The organism is Sphingomonas sp. 2SG, from assembly GCF_005503285.1.
Lineage (GTDB): Bacteria > Pseudomonadota > Alphaproteobacteria > Sphingomonadales > Sphingomonadaceae > Sphingomonas > Sphingomonas taxi.
In genome coordinates this window covers 37,408-55,112 of sequence record NZ_SCMZ01000002.1, presented here as the reverse complement: position 1 = coordinate 55,112, position 17,705 = coordinate 37,408, and the positions used below count along the sequence as shown (strand labels likewise).

Below are 17,705 nucleotides of genomic sequence, written 5' to 3'. Positions count from 1 at the left end.
GCATGCGCTATGCTGCCGCCATGGCGATCAATCCGGTGCCTAGCTTCTATCTCTACGGCGAGCCCCATCGTGCGGTTGCGGATGGCTTTATCCATGTCGAACAGCTCGACGATCGCTCGCGGCCGAGCGAATGGACGATCCGTCCGCATGCTCATGCCGATCTCGTACAGATGTTCCTGATCGGATCGGGCGGCGGCGCGATGCAGGCGGAGGATGCGGCGATGCGCTTCGACGCGCCGGCGCTGCTGCTGATCCCCGCCGGCGTCGTCCATGGCTTCCATTGGACGAGCGAATCGGCGGGCTGGGTGCTGACGCTCGCGCGCACCTTTCTCAAGGATCTCGTCGCGCGTCATCCCGATATCGCGCCGGTGTTCGACCGGTCGCAGGCGCTGACCCCCGACGCCACCGTCGCGGCGCAGCTGACGCAGGCGATGGCGACGCTGCGCCAGGAGCTCGCCTGGTCCGCCGCCGGCCATCATGTCGCGGTCGAGGCGGCGCTGCTCGCTATGCTCGTCGCCGCGCTGCGCCTGCTGCCGGGCGACGATGCCGCCGCCGCGCCTGCGCCGGGCCAGCATGCCGGCCTCGTCGCCCGCTTCCGCGCCCGGATCGAGGATCGCTTCCGACGGCGCGAGAGCATCGCCGCGCATGTCGCCGCGCTCGGCACGAGCGAGACGAGCCTACGCGTCGCCTGCGCGCGGATCGCCGGCCGCTCGCCCGCGGCGATGCTCGACCAGCGCGCGATGCTGGAGGCGCGCCGCGCCCTGCTCTATTCCAACCTCTCGGTGGCGGAGATCGGCTATGCGCTGGGTTTCGCCGACCCGGCCTATTTTACTCGCTTCTTTACCCGCCACGCCGGCCGCTCACCGCTTCGCTACCGCCGTGCGAATGCATTGAATTTGCCGGAGACCTGATCGTAGCCGTTAACTGGCGGTGTGCCGGATATCTTCCTGAACTCAAGCCTCTACCCTCGCCCAACGGGCCAGGACGAAGGTGCTATCGGCAATCAGGCGAGGCCCGGTTGTGGACGTTAGCGTGTACCCAGGCGAACTTGTGGAGACGGCAACAGGGGAACGCCGCAATTTTTCGTTTGGGATACGCGACATTCCCCGTGGGCAGCCGAGATTAGGCGTGCGCCGTCGCTCGATCAGCGGCTGCGGAGACCCAAAAGCCGACATTCGAGGCTGCCTCCCCGCTCGCCGCTTTCTGCCGTTCGTTAACCTCGACCGCGGTGGATCAACCGTCCCCCAGCTCGCGAGCTCATAGATGGGATAAGATTTTAGTTGGCTTGCACTAACACCTGAAGATGTTGACAGAGGCCGCGCGCGCTGTGCGGGAGCAGACGGCAAGCGTGCGCGTTCTGGTATCGTAACGACAGGGGGCACGCGTGCACGCACAGTGGGGCAAATTATCGGCAGCCGCGTTGCTCCTAGCGGGATGCAGCGTCAATGTGGTGCCCGACAATCAATCAACAACTGCAAATACGAGCGAACCCGCCGTACCGGCGCAGTGGACCAAAGATACCCGCGCGCAGTTGCGCCAGGCAATCGATGCGCGGGCGGTGCACGGGCTCGATCAGATGTCATTCGCCAGTGACGCAAGTGACGAGGCAGGCATCACGAAGCAGGCGCTCGCCTACGCTTCAGCCCTAGCACACGGCGCGACCGACCCGACCAAATTGTACGACGAGTACACCGTACCGCGTCCTAACCCGGATCTGCGCGCGGGGCTTGCTACCGCTTTGGTCGCAAACAACGTGAAGGGCTGGCTTGCCGACCTCGCGCCTGCCGACCAGAACTACCAGCGTCTGTCCAAGGCCTATCTTGCACTACGTCAGCAACCCGGCTCGCCGACTCCGGCGATACCTGTCACCGGCGAGGCGATCAAGCCCGGTGCCACTGATCCGCGCATCGCGACGATTGCGCGTGAACTAGTGATCCTCGACTATTTGGATCAGGGAGCGGCACAGGGCGATCGCTACACGCCCGCTATGGTTAAGGCGGTGCAGGAGATGCAAGCCGACTACGGCATGAAGCCTGATGGCGTTATTGGCAGCGCGGCACTCGCGATCCTCAACATGTCTGATATCGATCGCGCGCGCGCGGTAGCGATAGCGATGGAGCGGCTACGCTGGCTTGAGCGTACGCCGCCCGCCACGCGCATCGACGTTAATCTCGCTGCGGCACGATTGACCTATTGGCGTGATGGCAAGATCGTCGACAGCCGCAAGGTCGTGGTAGGCGAACCCGACCGCGAGACGCCGCAACTTGGCTCGCCGATCTTCCGCCTGGTCGCCAACCCGACCTGGACGATCCCGCGCTCGATCGAGGGCGAAACGGCGGCGAAGGGCGCTGCCTATCTTAAGGCCAACAATATCGCGCGCAAGGATGGCTGGCTGGTACAGCAGCCGGGACCGAAGAACTCGCTCGGTCTTGTCAAGTTCGACATGCTTAACGATCAGGCAATCTACTTGCATGATACGCCTGCCAAACAGCTGTTTGGTATGGTCCAGCGGCAGCGTAGTCACGGTTGCGTCCGGGTCGACGACGCGCTCGGCTTCGCCGAAATACTGGCGCGCGACGAAGGCATGACCGATCAATGGCATCAAGCGCGCGGCACGGGCAAGGAGACGTTCGTCAAGCTGCCCAAGCAGATCCCGGTGAGGATGCTTTACCAGACGGTGTTGTTCGACGACGCGGGCGAGCCGATTGTGCGCAACGATCCCTATGGTTGGGACGACCGCGTTGGCGCCGCGCTGGGCTTCAAGGCTGGCAAGGCTTTGCGGGTTGAGACGCGTGCCAGCGACGAGGGACCGTGATCTAGCCATCCTTCAACGCTCGATTACCGGCCCAGTTTGTACACTCGGTGACCCTTGCGATGACTGAGCTCACGCAGCGATTTGTGCGGCCGATGCCGTTACGGCATTGAGCGCCTGATAACGAGCGAAAGCGGCTGGATTCACCTGGCGACAAGCGCGTTGAGATTGTCGGCACGGCAATCATTGTTGTGGGCGCATTCGGGACGCTCGCGGCCTTCCTGATCGGAATGGTCAAAGGCGCGACGAGCCGGGATTGCTGGTTGCCAACTTCCGCTCGGGTCTTGGCCGCTCGATCCTGCTCGGATTGGAGTTCTTGGTCGCGGCAGACATCATAAACACGGTGGCGGTTGAGCCGACGATCGAGAGCCTGCTCGTCTTAGCCAGCATCGTCCTGATCAGGACCTTTCTAAGCTTCTCGCTCAAAGTCGAGATAGACGGGCGCTGGCCGTGGCAGAAAGGACAATCAGCACCGGAAGCGCCATACGACAGCGATCAGAAAGATTGATCAGGCGCATATTATCGCCCGGATGACCCATAAGTGGACGTTAAGCCTACCCTTCCCACTTTCCAAATGCAGACGCTCGTTCGTCAACGAGAATGACTAGCTTGCAACTCCAGACATTCACTGACCAATGCCGCCGTTTCGTTCGATAGCGGCCGGCCGGCTTTTCAGACGCTGTACAACAAAGGCCACCGTCACGAGTGTCACGGTTGTGTTCTACTTAGTGACGTTCACCGTGATCGTATCCGATACTACTTGGGCATAACGGACTGGCTCGGACGGGAAATTGAATAGAAATATCCGGGCTCTCAGCTTGTATCGACCTGCTCTTGGGAAATTCGTTTTTGCGCTTTCGTGAGTGAGGACACGGTAAGGCGATGCGACTGATATCTTCGTCAGCTCCTTTGTCTCTAAAGGAGGCGGTGGCGGTGAGCCTGCCATCGGCTCGGCAGGCGCGACTGGTTGACCGTCTTCCGAAATGACCTCAAACGCGATGCCCCGCGTGGGTTGCAGAAACGGTGATACCGCAAAGGTGTCGTCTTTGGCGGTAAGATCGACCTCAATGGGCGCCTCCCCCCGCATGGACAAGGTAGGCGCATGCAAGCCGACTTCGATAGGAGGCTTTTCCCCTAACCATGCCGCCTGAGCGGGAGGACTCCAGGTTGCCGCAGCCTGAAGGCCTATGAGCCAGAGCAATGGCATACCAATATTCCTCCATCCATCAGCATCATCATGGCGCCTATGATCGAGTGACTGGCTTTGGGTATGCCGCACTACCCGTCAAGCGGCAACAATCGAGAATAGCCGACCTACTTCTTTGCTGATAAGACCCAGTTGCGGTCATTCCACGTCGCCGTCCCCGTTCATAACTTTCGCCATTCGTTCATCACGGAAACTGCAGGCGCGCGACGGCAGCTCTAGCTGAACGACGCGCGTGAAATGGGGATAGCTGACATGACTGCTTGAGCGTGCCAAAGCGATGGACAATTATTTTGCGCTAAGTTGAGCGCGGCACCAGCAGCAGTACAAGAGACTCTTGTCCTGTTGTATAGATGCGGTATCGGTGTATCACCAGCAAACCAAAGGAGCAAGAAGTTGTCTGATCAGGATCAAGTCGAGCTAGGTGTAAGTTCTGTAGAACTCGCAACGGAGTTGACCGTTGCATGGCTCAGCAATTCGAATAATCGAGTCAGTGCTGATGACGTTCCGGCTTTCTTGGCCAAGATGCATGAGACGGTGAACGCCTTAGCGGCGGGTGGCGCCGCAGGCGGTGAAGCCGAACAGGCGCAAGAATACACCCCAGCGACTACGGCTCGTAAGTCGCTCGCTTCGCGCGAACACATTATCTCTATGATCGACGGCAAGCCTTACAAGACCTTGCGGCGTCACCTCGCAACTAACGGCATGACCCCGGACGAATATCGGACTCGCTATAGCCTCAAGGCTGACTATCCGATGGTCGCTCCCGCATACTCCGAAAGTCGTAGTGCGATGGCCAAGACGATCGGTCTAGGCCGTAAGCCGGGGCAGACCAATTCGCCTAAGGGCGAAGCAAAGCCTAAGGGGTCGAAAGCCAGCAGCGCTAAGGCAGCGGCCAAGGCTCACCTCGGCGGCAAAGAGAAGTAACCTTCTCCATCAAACGTTGCAGCCTCGAAGCTGCTGCTACGCCGATGATACAGGGGATCGCCGAATGCGATCCCCTTATCGTTTTGCCAGCGGCACACCCCAAAGATGCATTTAGATGCCACCGTCTGGGACGGATTTCGCGGCGTTCGATCGTCGTGGCCTGCCTCGACTCACATCCCGACATTCCGGTCGTCCGCTTGGCATCCCGAAAGCGAACGCCCGTTCATTTGACGTCCCTACTAAGCGTAAGCAGGCCTTCCGGCCTTCAGATCGCATTCACCCATGGCAAACGGGAGAGCACTGAGCTTGCCTCCTTAACTCTACATATGTATGGTTTGTCCATGAGTCGCACCCGACGCCCATCTCCGCAGATGATCGCGCTGCTCGCCTCGCTGTTCGAGAAGGCGCCGGGCTGGATCCACGGATATGACCTGATGAAGGACACGGGTCTGAAGTCTGGTACGCTCTACCCGTTGCTGATGCGTATGACCGACCAGCGTCTGGTCGAGGCCGAATGGCGCAAACCAACCGGGCCAGGACGCCCGCCGCGTCATGCCTATCGATTGACCGCACAGGGCCTGGCGCTCGCGCGTGAAGCGAAGATGGCAGCCCTGCCCTCCGCTTTGGTGGGAGCGCCGGCATGAGCGCGTTGCTCGCCCGCATAGTGATGGCGATAGCGATGAGGAGCCTCGGTCCACATCGTCACAGCTGGAAGCTGGCGATGGAAGCTGAGTTCGACGCGGCAGTTGCGGGAGGCGACGGACTGCCCTTCGCCACCGGTTGCCTGACGACCGCGTGGCGCGAGCTGCCGGCTCACATCGAAGGGCGGCTGACTTTGACGAGCTACACTATAATCGTGGGACTTATCCTGCCCGCGGCGGCGCTGCTGCTAGTCGGCATTCTCGTCGGCTATCCTTTCATCCATCCACCTTACGCCGACTCGATTGGCTCCTTCGCAAGAGCCGAAGCGATCGTGCCCCGGTTAAACGCCGGCAACGCTGGTGCGATACCGTCGCTCGCCTTGATTCTTATGCTCCGCGTTGGGAGCGACGCCCTGGTTGCCTGGTTCGCGGCGGAGCGGGACTGGACGCGGGCGGCTGCCGCACAGCGCTTCGGTGCGGCGGCAACGGTCACGCTGGCTCTGTTCGCCGGCATGGTCGTGCAAGACGAGACCTGCCTCGTGCTGCCCGCCCTGACATTGGTGGTCGAGGCGGTCGCAGTCGCCTTGCTCCGCCAATTGTATGGCGAGACTGACCCACGCTCCGCGGTCCATCGGAGAGCATCATCCACCTGAACTTCACCTCAACAAGGAGAACCTCTCGTGGTCGTCATCCGCAAACAGCTTGCCTTTATGACGCTGCCGATGGCCGCGGTAGTCTTCCCGGCGCCCTTGCAGGCGCAGTCGGGGCAGATCGTCGAAGTGATCCAGTGGCAGCCTTACGGAGCGCCTGCGGCCTTCGAGCGCGTAGATGGCGTTCCCGGCGGCAACGCGGTTGCGGTCGAACCACGCACTACGGCCGGCGAACCATGGGCCAGCGCTGCGGGGATGGCCGTGCCCGTCACGCTACAAGCGGAAGAACGCATCACGGCGACGTTCTGGGCTCGCAGCGATCGCGCGGTCCGCGTACCCGCAGCCATTCAGGGTGGACCACCCGAGCATGCCGGCCTTGCCAGCACTACCATGGATGTCGGCCCGGCATGGCGACAGTTCACCATCACCGGCGTTGCGCCCGGTGCTTTGGCGGCAAGCTCGCAGTCGTTGACTGTGCAATTGGGACAAGTACCAACTCGAGTGCAGCTTGGCCCAGCCGCTTTCCTGAAAGGCAAGGTCAGCGCGGCTGCCATGGACCACGCCTTCGCCAATTTCCGTCCGACACAGATAGCTGAGGACGTTCGGATCCAGTCCGAGCCGGGCGTCACGCTGGCCGGAACGCTGAGGGTTCCGGCCACGGCTGCTGCCTCTTACCCGATCGTCCTGCTGCTGGGCGGCGGTGGATCTTCACCCCGCGGCGTCTTCCCATTGCTCGAACAGCGGCTGCTGGCGAACGGCATCGCGACGCTCAGCTATGACAAGCGCGGCGTCGGGCAGTCCACCGGCACGCTGCTCGACACCAACGAGGTAATGATCAAGGACGCGACCGCAGCGGTCGCTTGGCTGCGTAAGCGGGTCGACCTCGATCCGAAGCGTTTGGCGTTGTTCGGCCTCAGCCAAGGTGGGGTCGTCGGTCCGGCTTTGGCGGCCAGGGACCCTGACATCGCCGCGGTCGTGATGCTCGCGGCACCCGCGGGGGAGCAGGGCACGCTTTTCCTGGACGCGATGAATGTGCAACTCGCACAACGCGGCCTACCGAAGGAGGCGGTCGCCCGTATCTTAGCTGCGACCCGTCCCTTCATGGAGGCACATGCGGCGGGCAAACCGGCGGGGCAGCTCGCAACTCTGCGTGCCCAGCTGATCGCCACGATTGTGGCCGTCGGCCGCAGCGCCGAAGAAGCGAATGGGTGGGCGAACATGCTGGCGCACCCGGTTCTGCTCTCGCAATGGCAGACCGCTGCCGCCTCGACGCTGGCAGGCCTGAAGGCGCCGGTGCTCGCGCTCTACGCGGCCGAAGACACAGTGGTGGCGGCGGAGGGAACCATGGACGATGCAGCACACGCCCTTCGCGGCAACCCGGACGCGACCGTGGTCATCATGCCGCGGATGAACCACGCCTTCCAGCGGCTGGAGAAGGGACCGGGGGGCAAGCCGATCCATGCCGGGCCGCCGGTATCTGATCCCGCCACGCTGGAGCACGTAACCGAGTGGCTATCCCGTCATTTGAAACGTCCTGAGGATGGTAAGGCGAAGCCGACATCCTGAGCCAAACAGTAGCACTGATCTGGAGTACGAAGCCTCGTTTGACGCGAATGCACGCAAACCACAGAGTAATTGGTTCGCTTTATGGCGGGTCAGTCGCGGCTGGAAGCCGACAACGCCGAGTGTCGGCCGCCCGTGCAGGTCGAACCGCGCGGGCGCTTATCTTTGTCGACCTCCGCGTGTCACATGATGCGGCTGTCCGGCTCGAGCGGTTGGAGCACAATGTCCGTAATCGCCGACGATCCGACCTGAAATGCTTTCTGGTACTCGGGATCTGCAACCATATCGTTGAACGCGGAACGGCGCGGATACTGGACCAGGACGACGGCGTCCCACGACTGGGCCTCGCCCTCGGTAAGCACCGGGAGCCCTTTGCCGCCAAACAAGATCCGTGCGCCGAAACGCGCGAGGATCGGCTTGGCCATGCCGATATACTGCAGGTAGCGGTCCCGGCCGCCGACCGGCTTGAACCGTAGCAGGTTCAGCATGACGACGGGTGTCTCGTCATGCTCGGCCATAAAGGCCTCGTAAGCGGCAGAAGAGAAGGCAACCATTCAATCTTCCTTTGAGCTGGCACCGTCTGCCGGTGCATCGGCCCTTTGATAGGCTGCGGCACTGCCAGAACCTGTCAGGATCGCACGCCAATCCCGATCTTGTTGGCGCCACTTCTTCACCAGCGCATGGCGCCGTCCGGGGTATCGCTCGTCGAGCATTATGCTCACCTGCACGCGATCAACCCGAAAGTGTCGGAAGGCCGCCTTTGCTTCGCACCAAGCCGCCAAGACACGGACGTCGTCGAAGTACACGATGGCAATGGGCCAGATGATGCGCTCCGATACGGTGCCACGGGCGTCCTCATAGCTGATCGCCACCTTCCGCTGCCGGCGAACCGCGTCGCGCAGCTGCGCCACGTGTGGCGGATCCATCCGCTGGGATAGTGAGGCGGCCGAGAAAAACGGTGGCGGGTCCTCGTGGCCCAAAAACGCACTGCTCGTGGTGGCAAGGATCTTCGCTAGAGCGCTTTCGCTGTTGCGCGCCAATGCCGGATCGGCCCGTTGCCGCACCCAGCCAAGCCCTAGAATGAGCGCGTCGATTTCTTCGGTCAGCAAGGCAAACTCAGGCAGGAAGAAGCCGTCACCCAGGCGAAAGCCAATTCCGGCTTGCCCGTCGACCGGCGCTCCCAACGACCGCAGCGTCTCGATATCACGGTAGACGCTCCGCGGCGAGATCCCGAGATCCCGAGCGAGATCGTCGGCTGTGACCGGCATCCTGTGCGCGCGCAGAATGTTGATGAGCTCGAAGAGGCGACTTGTTCTCGACATTGACTATTGGTCTTAGCCCTCTCCGATGTTTGGCGGCGTCGCGCCGCGATCAGTCGGGCGTCTTCGTCGACGGGCCGAACGTCGTGATCTTGATGATCTTTCCATTGTCTCCGACGGTGATCTGATCGCCACCGCGAGCAAACTCCTTTCCATCGGCCTGGATAAGCACCCAGGTCAGCAACGCGACGTTGTGGTGTGCGGACACGTCGCCAACCTCGAAGTGGCCGCCCGGAAAGCGCTCATGGAACGTGGCCATGTCCTCGATGACCAGCGTACGACCAATCGTCGTATCATGCCTCACAGTCTGATATTCGATGTTCTCATCGAGAACTTCCGCAGCAATCCGCCTACGCTCGTCGAGCGACTCCGAGTTCCAGGCAGTGTGAAGCTTGGCGTACAGATCCCAGGCCTGTCGTTTCGTAACTACCATCGGGTTTTTCCTAGTAGTTTGCTGGACCTGCTGCGCGTAGGCAGAGCTCGGCAGAAGTATCACGTTTGCCATCATGGCGACGCCAAGGGCGCGGTTCCCTAGAAGCAAATTTGGCACGATCACGGGCTATCCTCGGCACGTTGTCGGTAGGACGGACTCCAGCGCGCTAGATCAGCGCCCTGTCAGGAATTGTCAGGAATGTGCACAGAGACGGGCTAGGCACCGCGCCTTGTCCAGCGTCAGGCGGCCGCTCGGGCCACCGTCGCGCGGGCAATGAGGATGTGAAATGGATGGATCGCGCGGAGGTACAGGCGACCGAGCCGATTGTGCGTGCGAACCGCGGTGGTGGCGGTCAACATCGACCCATGCGGTCCGACCTGGCGCAGGAGCGACAGCCGGAAGTCGAGGTGATGGTCGTCCTCCCCAAGCACGATCTCGTCAGGGCTTTCGCTCAGGATTGGGAAGAAGTCGACGCGCGTAGGGTCCGGTCGCGCGCGGCGCAGCTCGCCGGACGTCCGCGCGCCGAACGGTACGACCGCGGCGTCGCACACCGCGACCAGTGCCCTGGACCAGTATGGCGGCGCCGAGTGCGCGATCAGCAATCGCCCGCATCGTCGCACCATCGGTCGCCACCTCGACACCATAGCTGTCGAGCAGGTCCGCGCCCGCGTACCAGCCGCTGATCGCGCTGGCAGGAGGAGGCTCGACGCGTCGGACGGCCCAAATGCCGAGCACGTCAGGCGCCTGGCTTGGCGAACAGAGCGGCGATCTGATGGAACGGGCCGAGATGGACGACCCGGCGGTCGAGCAGCCCGACCTCCACCATCGGCAGTGCGTCGATTGCCCGGTGAACCGCTGCAATTGAGGGCAGCTCGTAGATCAGTGTGACCACCTGCGGCTCGCTGGAGAAGTAGAACTCGCGCAGCTCGTCGCCGAGATAAGATGCCCAGACCGCCTCGATCTCCGGCACCATGTGCGGCTTGAAGTCGTCGAGGGTCTTGCCGGAACTAGGAGTGAGCAGGACAAGAAATTTCATGGGCAATCTCCCAAAAGGTGCATAGGCAGCGAAGCTCGCCGAGCCCAACAACGTGTCTCAGGCACCCGCCTCGACGTGTCATGTGTATCATGATATAGGAAGCTGATGACAGAGCGCAAGGCACGAGGATCGTCGGTCGCTCCGCAACGTGGCGAGCCGGTACGCCAGCGTGTGATTGACGCGGCGGAGCGGCTGCTGCGTCAAGGCAAGGCAGAGTTCTCGATGCGCGATCTCGCGGCGGAAGCCGGGGTCAGCTTCGCGACGCCGTTCAACCAGTTCGGCAGCAAGGCGGCGATCATGCACGCGATCTCCGCAAAGCGAGTCGAGCTAATGGACTTGCGCTTTAGGGAGGGCGCGCAGCCCCGTAGTCCGCTGGATCGGGTACTCGTGGCGGTCGACACGGCGGCTTCGGTCATGATCGAAGAGCCGGTAGTGAACCGATCGGTGATGGGGTGGCTCGGCACTGCCAGCCGGGGGGCTGGCTCGGCTTTAGTACGCTCCGAGGCATACTGGTCGCTGGCGCTCGGCACGATCAACGGCCGCGCGCCTGCCAGACGCGAGCAGGCGGTCCGCTCCCTTCCGAGACAGCTCGCCTTCGGATTTCGCGGCGTGCTGTCGTTCTGGACCGCCGGCGAGCTCGCTGACGATGAACTCGCCGCGTGCGCGCGGGAGGTCGCTCTGGCGATCCTGCTGGGGGTCCAGGTCGAGCAACGCAAATCGGTAGGTAAACCGGCGCGCTCAGAATGTGAATGAGACCAGAAAGCAACCCCGTTCCGACTGCTGCGCGATGCGCTCGGCGTCGTCGTGCACCGGTCTCAGAGAGCGCGGCGACCCTAGCGGCGTCTCCACTCGAGGCTGACGCATGCCGAGTGGCCAGCTGCCAACTCTATCCGCCGGCAGCTACAAGCGCTCGCAGATTTGCTCGCTCAAGTACCGAGCTCATCGCCTACCCTATCAACCCATTGGCGGTGAACTGACCCACAAGTGGACACTCAGCCCACCCTTCCTGCTCCCCAATTTCGGACGCTCGTTCATCGATGCGAATGACCAGCTTGCCACCCAGACATCCCCTGACGAATGTCACGATTTGGGGAAAGCGGCCCGGCGGCTTTCGCGGGAGCCGAGTCACGGTAGCCGACATTGCGCGACGCTGCCGCCTCTCAATAGGGTATCGGATCGCGACCGGATCTATAAAGCTTCCGGTCAATCCAGTTTTAACTGGGCAGAGGTAAGCGACTGGCCATGAGAAAGTCGCAGCTCAGCGCCGCAGCCAACTGCATCATTGCTATGATGGTGTCGCCGTGCGTCTGTGCAAAGGTGATGCCTGCGAATAATCGCAAACCGACCCTTCCGCAAATGGTGATCCTTCGTGGCGATACCGCTACTTCCGCCGGTTTTAGGATATCGACTTATGAAGTGACATGGAGGCAGTACCTTCAGTCCGTCGATCAAGCACGCTGCCCGATGCCGAGCCCGGTCTTTGATCAAGGTCCAGATGCTATAAAAGCCGACGACCCACGTATCCGGGACAATTACCCAGTAACGGGAATTGGTGCAATTCATGTAAGATGCTATATTGCCTGGCTTAACCGCAGTACCAATTCATCTTATCGCCTTCCTACGCTGCACGAGTGGCAGTACGCTGCTCGAAATGTACAGCCGCGCCTTTGGTCTTCGATAGAAAGGGCAGCAGCTGCCTCCGTGGTGAAAACGGATCCACGGGCGGCAGTTCGCGAGGCCATGGTTCAAGTTGTGGGGAGCGGAACTCCTACCTCAGAAGGGATATTCGACCTCGAGGGCAACGCTGATGAGTTACTATCCAACCTCCACCCTTTGACAGGGCGACAGCTCGAAAGATGCGGAAAAGAACAGCCGGATGTTCTGCTTATCACAGGGCTGGGGGGATATGGCGTTGAGCGCAACAGCGGCAGGGAAATTCCCAATGACTTTCGTGCTGTCAGGCACTCTGTATGTGGCCTCCCGATGAGGACTGTTGGATTTAGGCTTGCCGCTCCCCTGTTGCATGCACCGGCGCCCTGAAGCCACACTGACCTGGCGGTAATCGTCGCGCACAGGCTGAAGGAGCAGGCCACTTTTGAAACGGCGATTGGGGCGCACTACGTCGAGCTATTGGCCGTGAGGACGATAAGCTAAGTTACGTTCGTGCTTTCAGGTATAACATTTCCGGATCGAGCCGTGGCGTCCACGACCCACAAACAGCCGTTCAGGTGCATCTTGCCGTCGTCCGGAAGCGGACGCCTGTTCATCTCGGTGCGCGAGCGTAGCAGTGTCTATTGTAAAGCAGAGGTAATTCAACGTGGATGAAGCGGACTTCGACGCATGGGCTGATGGCCTCGCTCACGCACTTGCCATGAGTCGTAAGTTGCAAGCCCGCTGTGCGCCAGACGCGCCGGTGATTCATGCCGTTCCTTCGTCAAGCGCCGGCCAGCAATGGCGTGCGTTGATCGATCGGCTCAATGCGATCGATCCTCAAGGTGGATGGGGCAGGATGAAGATCGGTGACGTCGAGTTCGTAGCGGTCAGGGGTACGAGCGAGGTTCCCGGCGCCAGTTGGTTTTGAATTGCCGCAAATTAAGCAGCTAACAGTTTTTCCTGTCACAGCGAGCGAGCTACACGGGCGACCCACAACTACTCGCCAGCGTCGGCGGAAGCGCTGACGTCGCCGACGTCTACCGAGTCAGTCGCGCCGACGTGGTGAAGCACGGCATGGGCCCGGAGCCGCGCGACCCCGCCGAGCACCATCTCGGCAAGGGTGCGCGCGACATCTGCATCCCTGACCTGCGGTTGGGATCGGGCATCATCCCCGGCGAGCCAGTCGAGGGCATCAAGGTCAGGACGAGGGATTTCCGATGACGGGAACCTCGCACGCCAGAGCGACCTAGCGGATACGGTCGCCATGAGGCATCTGGGCAGCCCTGGCGGAGGGTGGATGTCTCGTCCGGTCTCCGTCAATCTAACAGGCGGGATCCAGGATGTTCAGCAGCGGCCTTTTCGACACATACGACCCAGAGGATCTGCCGATCGATCCAGACATCGCCCTGATGGATGAGAAGTATCTCCTTGAGTGGGAGCAGGCTTGGCTGATCAACGATGCCTTGGACGAAGAGAGCGGTGGCGCCAGCCCCTCAGCCAGTCCCTACGACGTGGGATATATCATGCCGGCGTCGGTCATACGTCAGCTGACGCACGGGTTGGAAATCTCCTGGTATCCGAACACCCACGAACGCTTCCACGAATTGAAGATCGTGCTTCCGCTGACCAAGATCGTGCAGTGCGTCGAAGTCCACAAATACGACGGCAAGCCAACCGTCTTCGTCAAAGGCGACTGGCTCGAGATGGTGCACCTGCGTAGCAACTCCCTGTTCGCGATGATCGACGTGGTCGCGATGGGTGACGAACTCCAGAACGGCAGGCTCGAGACGGGCAAGCTCATCGCACTGCGTGACAGGCTCGATACGTTGGCGGCCGCACATCCCGACATCTCATTCATCTCGTTCGCGGACAGCCTACTGCTTAAAACGAACTGGATGGTTGGGATGTTCGACAAGGGCGCCTACAATTATGCCCCGGAAAAGCTGATCGAGCTGTTCGCCGAAGTCCGGGAGGTCTTCAGGGACACTCTCGGTCTAGATGTCTATGCGGTGTTCGCATCGGGATCGAACGAATACTACGACGATGCCCTGCTCCACATCTCCCCAAGCCACAACCACATCTGCCTCAACAGCCTGGGCCTACCCTTCGCGCAGATCATGCTCATCGATGAGGCCGCGAGGAAGGCGATCAGGAACGGGGATCACGATCCTCACGACCTCTACATGGACGGGGATTTCTTCCGCTCTCTGAGCATCGAGGACTACCAAACGAAGCGGACGATCCCAAGGGCGCCATACAAGCCCAAGCTGAGTGGGTCGGAAGGGGAATATTTCTACAGCGACTATGCGGAGTTGGCATCACTTGTTTCCGCGCCGAAGTGACCATGAACTGCCGCGACCGAGGAGGATTGGATGGCGAGTTTAAATGTATCGATTCCCCAAGTAGCGGACGGCGAGACGGTTGAAGCCATCGACGCGTTTCTCTTGCGCCTGCACGGCTGGGTGCTCGTCTATGGGAACATCGAGGACAAGAGCATGGGGCTCCGTGTCGGCGACTACCGCCGGGATGGTCAGAAGCCCCTGGTTCGTGATCACGATCCGGACCGGCCCGGCGAGGATTTCGAGCGCACCCACTACATTTCGATGACCTTCGAATTCGAGCGCGAGGACGAGGCGCGCGAATTCCACGAGCGGTTCGGCTGATGTCCATCGACCGGCTGCAGCGGATCGTGGAGAAAGCGGTCCCGATCCTATTCGACCAGATCGAAGGCGGCCGCGTGCCGGTCCAGAGCGAGGCCTCCCTCCAACTCCACCTCGGCCGCATCATCATGACTGTCGCCGACCTGGAGATGGTCCATCCGCGCGAGACTTTCTCGATCGAACTGGAGAAGCCGCTCGGCGGGTCCGGGCGCGGGAGGATCGATATCTGGTTTCGGCTCACGACTGACGACGATCGAGAGTGGCGGTGCGCGATGGAACTGAAGTTCTTCAAAAAGGCGAGCCAGGCCGAACCAGTCAACCGGCACAAGGCGATGCTGGACATCGCCCGCCTCGAGAAATGCGGCGACGTCGCCGACATCGGGTTCATGCTCGTCGCGACCAACCACCCGCACTATATCGACTGGGAAAATTACTCGCCCGACACCGCCGATTTTGACTTCCGAAACGGGCGCAGATACGCCGGCGGGACCGTGATGACCTACCGAACCCCGGGATCCAAGCTGCCGTCCATCACGCTCAGGAATGACTATGATTTCGCCTGGACCGAAGGCACGCGGCAACTCCGCTACCTGCTGCTGAGGGTGCCGACCAACGTAAGCTGACCGCGACCGGTCGCAAATGCGACCGTCATCAATACTTCTCGTAGCTGGGATTGTAGGTCTGGCTGGCGAATTCGCCGAGGACCGACCGCGCCGCCCGCAACGCCCGCAATGCCGGCTGCGTCGCGACGGCCGAAAGGTCGTCGTCCTTGGACAGGGTTGCGATGATCCTCAGCAGTGTCGCCATCGCCTCCCGCACGAGGTCTAGCGTGTTGTCCTCGACCCAGAAGTCGCCGAACTCACGCTTGCGCTGCTCGCCCTCCCAGCGGGGGTTGCGCATGTAGGCCAATGCACCGCCGATCCTCATCGGAACGCCGTGCGCGATGTTGTGCCGGATCGTGAATCCCGACCTCGCGGCGGCGCACCAGAGCTGCAGAAGCTGCCTCTCGCCATCGGCCTGCGCCGCAGCGGCGCTCTCCAGCATTGTGACGAGGTCAGTGATCATCCGCGCGTCCGTGTCGGGCTTCGTTCCCTTCGGGTCGATGCCGCGGATTCGCCACAGCGCACGTTCCAGATGATACTCGATGCCGCCCGCAAACGAGATGATGGCAGCGATTTTTACGCCCACCGCCGGCGTGAGGCCGAGTGCCGACTGAAGTGCGTCGGCCCGTCCGAAAGCGGTTAGTGCCTCCTGGCTCATTTTAAGACTTCCCCACGGGACGTAACGGTGGCGACTTTCCGTCGATCTCGGCATCTTCACGTAACGCCCGGTCGCTATGCAAACCAGGTCCTTTACGTGAACAGCAGGAAGACCTATCTTTCCAACATGTCGACGATCACCACCCGCCGAGACCAGCGCGACACCGCCGCGGCGGCCCGTCGTGTGGGAGGCTATCAGGAACTCGTGCGTCTCGCGAACGAGCGGCGCCATTCCGAGGGCAGCACGGTCACGCGTGACGCGACGACGGGCCGCTGGGGCGTTCGTTCCGACCGCAAAGCGGACTGATAGCCCAAGTTGAACTTCACGCTCGCCCTTCTCGCAGGGCTCGTGCTGCTTCTGCCGGGTATCACGGCCCTGGTCAGCTGGAACTTCCAGAACGTCCACCACGGAGCGAAGCGGCCTGAGCTGCAGCTGACGTCGGTGACGGCCCTATTCGTCGCCCTCGGCATCGCGCTGGTCATGCACATCCTGGGATATGGGCTGGTGAGCCTGGCTTGGGCCGCCGCCGCCCAACTCGGCGACAGCCTCGGGCATTCCCTCGGGCCATTCATCCAAAATCCATACGACATGGCGGTCGGCCTCGCGCTGGGCGCTTCGAAACCTTCGACAACGTCGATCTTCGCCTTCGCCATGTCCGTCCTTTTCGAGTGCCTGCTGGCTTGGCAGCTGGTGACATCGCAGGGCCTGGACATCGTCTTCGACGAATTCGACGTCCGCTCGCAGGGCTGGGTGTTCCAGCACGTCGTGCGACCGCTTCGCCACGGCTATAAGCCGATCGCCTACATCCTCACCAACACGCCGCACGGCGAATACGGCATCGGCTACCAGGGTGTCGTCGCCGCCATCCGCCAGGGAGACAACGGCGAGCTTAAGTCGATCAGTCTCGCGGACCCGGAACGCTTCGTCTACCAGGTGGTGCACACCAAGGCCGATGAGCCCGACCTGATCCCGCACATTGAGACGCACGACCGCGACTGGGTCGGCGGCGTCGTCGTGCTGGAGAGCGCCGTCATCCTCAACATCGTGATCCAGAACATCCCCGAGATCGTGATCGATGAAGTCGAGCACGAAGCAAACGAGGATGAGGAATCTCCCGCTTCGGCCACCGGTGGCAAGGATGACGGCGCATGAGCACGGCGATAGACCTCGCGTTCCTCGTCCTCACGCTCTTGCTGGCGTTCGGCGCCCCTTTGCTGCTTGTCGCCTGGATTCGGGCCGCTGCGAACTGGTGTTGGCTTCTCGCGATCCGGGGACGCCTCGTCGGCGCCGTCTCGTTTGTCGTCCTGCTCGCCGTCACAGTATTTCTCCGCGTCATCTTCGGGCTGCACTTCATGTCGCCGCTTGCGGTCCTAGCTGGCATCTACGTCACTCCCCTGGCAGCCATCCCCCTGGCAAACCTGATCGCGCAGAGACTCGCCCCGGCAACCGGGGGGCCGAAGCAGAAAGCCCGCGATTTCATCTTCCGAGAACGTCGACGCGAACAGAGCGACGCCTATTCAGCGCCATCGGCGGAGATCTGAGGATCG

At 61.7% G+C, this 17,705-nt stretch carries 23 protein-coding genes; 17 read left to right on the top strand and 6 right to left on the bottom strand.

The window, feature by feature from the left end:
* Positions 1 to 20 precede the first annotated feature (20 nt).
* From FFS23_RS01370 to FFS23_RS01340, 7 genes are all read left to right on the top strand, one after another.
* Positions 21 to 911 carry a helix-turn-helix domain-containing protein gene (locus FFS23_RS01370; protein ID WP_137897116.1) on the top strand — a complete coding sequence of 297 codons (891 nt, stop codon included), beginning with the start codon at positions 21 to 23 and terminating at the stop codon, positions 909 to 911.
* A 539-nt stretch (positions 912 to 1,450) separates the two neighbouring features.
* On the top strand, positions 1,451 to 2,815 hold the full coding sequence (locus FFS23_RS01365) for a L,D-transpeptidase family protein (protein WP_249340467.1): 1,365 nt from the start codon (positions 1,451 to 1,453) through the stop codon (positions 2,813 to 2,815).
* Between the two features lie 253 nt (positions 2,816 to 3,068).
* Positions 3,069 to 3,320, top strand: a complete 252-nt coding sequence (locus tag FFS23_RS01360) for a DUF1622 domain-containing protein (protein ID WP_212742887.1) — start codon at positions 3,069 to 3,071, stop codon at positions 3,318 to 3,320.
* Positions 3,321 to 4,412: 1,092 nt separating this feature from the next.
* Complete coding sequence (locus FFS23_RS01355; protein ID WP_137897114.1) at positions 4,413 to 4,943, top strand: Ros/MucR family transcriptional regulator; 531 nt, start codon at positions 4,413 to 4,415, stop codon at positions 4,941 to 4,943.
* A 371-nt stretch (positions 4,944 to 5,314) separates the two neighbouring features.
* Positions 5,315 to 5,587, top strand: a complete 273-nt coding sequence (locus tag FFS23_RS01350; protein WP_137897113.1) for a PadR family transcriptional regulator — start codon at positions 5,315 to 5,317, stop codon at positions 5,585 to 5,587.
* Positions 5,584 to 6,237, top strand: coding sequence for a hypothetical protein (locus FFS23_RS01345; protein WP_137897112.1), 654 nt, complete (start codon positions 5,584 to 5,586; stop codon positions 6,235 to 6,237). Before FFS23_RS01350 ends, FFS23_RS01345 begins: the two co-directional genes overlap by 4 nt.
* Positions 6,238 to 6,264: 27 nt before the next feature.
* Positions 6,265 to 7,800 carry an alpha/beta hydrolase family protein gene (locus FFS23_RS01340; RefSeq protein WP_137897111.1) on the top strand — a complete coding sequence of 512 codons (1,536 nt, stop codon included), beginning with the start codon at positions 6,265 to 6,267 and terminating at the stop codon, positions 7,798 to 7,800.
* Between the two features lie 179 nt (positions 7,801 to 7,979).
* Here FFS23_RS01340 and FFS23_RS01335 read toward each other — a convergent pair whose 3' ends face one another.
* From FFS23_RS01335 to FFS23_RS01315, 5 genes are all read right to left on the bottom strand, one after another.
* Positions 7,980 to 8,351, bottom strand: a complete 372-nt coding sequence (locus FFS23_RS01335; RefSeq protein ID WP_137897110.1) for a DUF1330 domain-containing protein — start codon at positions 8,349 to 8,351, stop codon at positions 7,980 to 7,982.
* Entirely contained in the window at positions 8,352 to 9,119 is a 768-nt protein-coding gene (locus tag FFS23_RS01330) for a helix-turn-helix transcriptional regulator (protein ID WP_137897109.1), read from the bottom strand.
* Between the two features lie 49 nt (positions 9,120 to 9,168).
* Positions 9,169 to 9,672: a nuclear transport factor 2 family protein gene (locus tag FFS23_RS01325; RefSeq protein ID WP_137897108.1), complete on the bottom strand. Its 504-nt coding sequence runs from the start codon at positions 9,670 to 9,672 to the stop codon at positions 9,169 to 9,171.
* A 116-nt stretch (positions 9,673 to 9,788) separates the two neighbouring features.
* A complete protein-coding gene (locus tag FFS23_RS01320) occupies positions 9,789 to 10,151 on the bottom strand; it encodes a DUF2867 domain-containing protein (RefSeq protein ID WP_171009314.1) in 363 nt (120 codons plus the stop codon).
* A gap of 134 nt (positions 10,152 to 10,285) precedes the next feature.
* On the bottom strand, positions 10,286 to 10,585 hold the full coding sequence (locus FFS23_RS01315) for a superoxide dismutase (RefSeq protein WP_137897106.1): 300 nt from the start codon (positions 10,583 to 10,585) through the stop codon (positions 10,286 to 10,288).
* A gap of 105 nt (positions 10,586 to 10,690) precedes the next feature.
* Between FFS23_RS01315 and FFS23_RS01310 the strand changes: the two genes are divergently transcribed.
* From FFS23_RS01310 to FFS23_RS01280, 7 genes are all read left to right on the top strand, one after another.
* Positions 10,691 to 11,338 (top strand): TetR/AcrR family transcriptional regulator, encoded by a 648-nt coding sequence (locus FFS23_RS01310; protein ID WP_137897105.1) that lies wholly within the window; start codon positions 10,691 to 10,693, stop codon positions 11,336 to 11,338.
* 489 nt (positions 11,339 to 11,827) lie between these two features.
* The gene (locus tag FFS23_RS20680; protein ID WP_137897104.1) at positions 11,828 to 12,625 is read left to right on the top strand and encodes an SUMF1/EgtB/PvdO family nonheme iron enzyme; all 798 of its coding nucleotides are present in this window, start codon (positions 11,828 to 11,830) and stop codon (positions 12,623 to 12,625) included.
* A gap of 277 nt (positions 12,626 to 12,902) precedes the next feature.
* Positions 12,903 to 13,166, top strand: coding sequence for a hypothetical protein (locus FFS23_RS01300; protein ID WP_137897103.1), 264 nt, complete (start codon positions 12,903 to 12,905; stop codon positions 13,164 to 13,166).
* A gap of 134 nt (positions 13,167 to 13,300) precedes the next feature.
* Positions 13,301 to 13,459: a hypothetical protein gene (locus FFS23_RS01295; protein ID WP_349303942.1), complete on the top strand. Its 159-nt coding sequence runs from the start codon at positions 13,301 to 13,303 to the stop codon at positions 13,457 to 13,459.
* A 119-nt stretch (positions 13,460 to 13,578) separates the two neighbouring features.
* Complete coding sequence (locus tag FFS23_RS01290; protein WP_137897102.1) at positions 13,579 to 14,580, top strand: hypothetical protein; 1,002 nt, start codon at positions 13,579 to 13,581, stop codon at positions 14,578 to 14,580.
* Positions 14,581 to 14,610: 30 nt separating this feature from the next.
* A complete protein-coding gene (locus FFS23_RS01285) occupies positions 14,611 to 14,901 on the top strand; it encodes a hypothetical protein (protein ID WP_137897101.1) in 291 nt (96 codons plus the stop codon).
* Complete coding sequence (locus FFS23_RS01280; protein WP_137897100.1) at positions 14,901 to 15,521, top strand: hypothetical protein; 621 nt, start codon at positions 14,901 to 14,903, stop codon at positions 15,519 to 15,521. The genes FFS23_RS01285 and FFS23_RS01280 overlap by 1 nt, the downstream gene beginning before the upstream one ends.
* 28 nt (positions 15,522 to 15,549) lie before the next feature.
* Here the strand turns inward: FFS23_RS01280 and FFS23_RS01275 are convergent, their stop codons facing one another.
* Entirely contained in the window at positions 15,550 to 16,158 is a 609-nt protein-coding gene (locus FFS23_RS01275; protein WP_137897099.1) for a hypothetical protein, read from the bottom strand.
* A gap of 126 nt (positions 16,159 to 16,284) precedes the next feature.
* On the opposite strand from FFS23_RS01275, the gene FFS23_RS01270 reads away from it, so the two are divergent.
* Genes FFS23_RS01270 through FFS23_RS01260 form a run of 3 tightly spaced genes read left to right on the top strand, consistent with a single transcriptional unit; the run spans position 16,285 to position 17,699 of the window.
* Positions 16,285 to 16,464 carry a hypothetical protein gene (locus FFS23_RS01270; protein WP_137897098.1) on the top strand — a complete coding sequence of 60 codons (180 nt, stop codon included), beginning with the start codon at positions 16,285 to 16,287 and terminating at the stop codon, positions 16,462 to 16,464.
* A gap of 9 nt (positions 16,465 to 16,473) precedes the next feature.
* On the top strand, positions 16,474 to 17,310 hold the full coding sequence (locus FFS23_RS01265) for a hypothetical protein (protein WP_137897097.1): 837 nt from the start codon (positions 16,474 to 16,476) through the stop codon (positions 17,308 to 17,310).
* A complete protein-coding gene (locus FFS23_RS01260) occupies positions 17,307 to 17,699 on the top strand; it encodes a hypothetical protein (protein WP_137897096.1) in 393 nt (130 codons plus the stop codon). Before FFS23_RS01265 ends, FFS23_RS01260 begins: the two co-directional genes overlap by 4 nt.
* Positions 17,700 to 17,705: the final 6 nt, after the last annotated feature.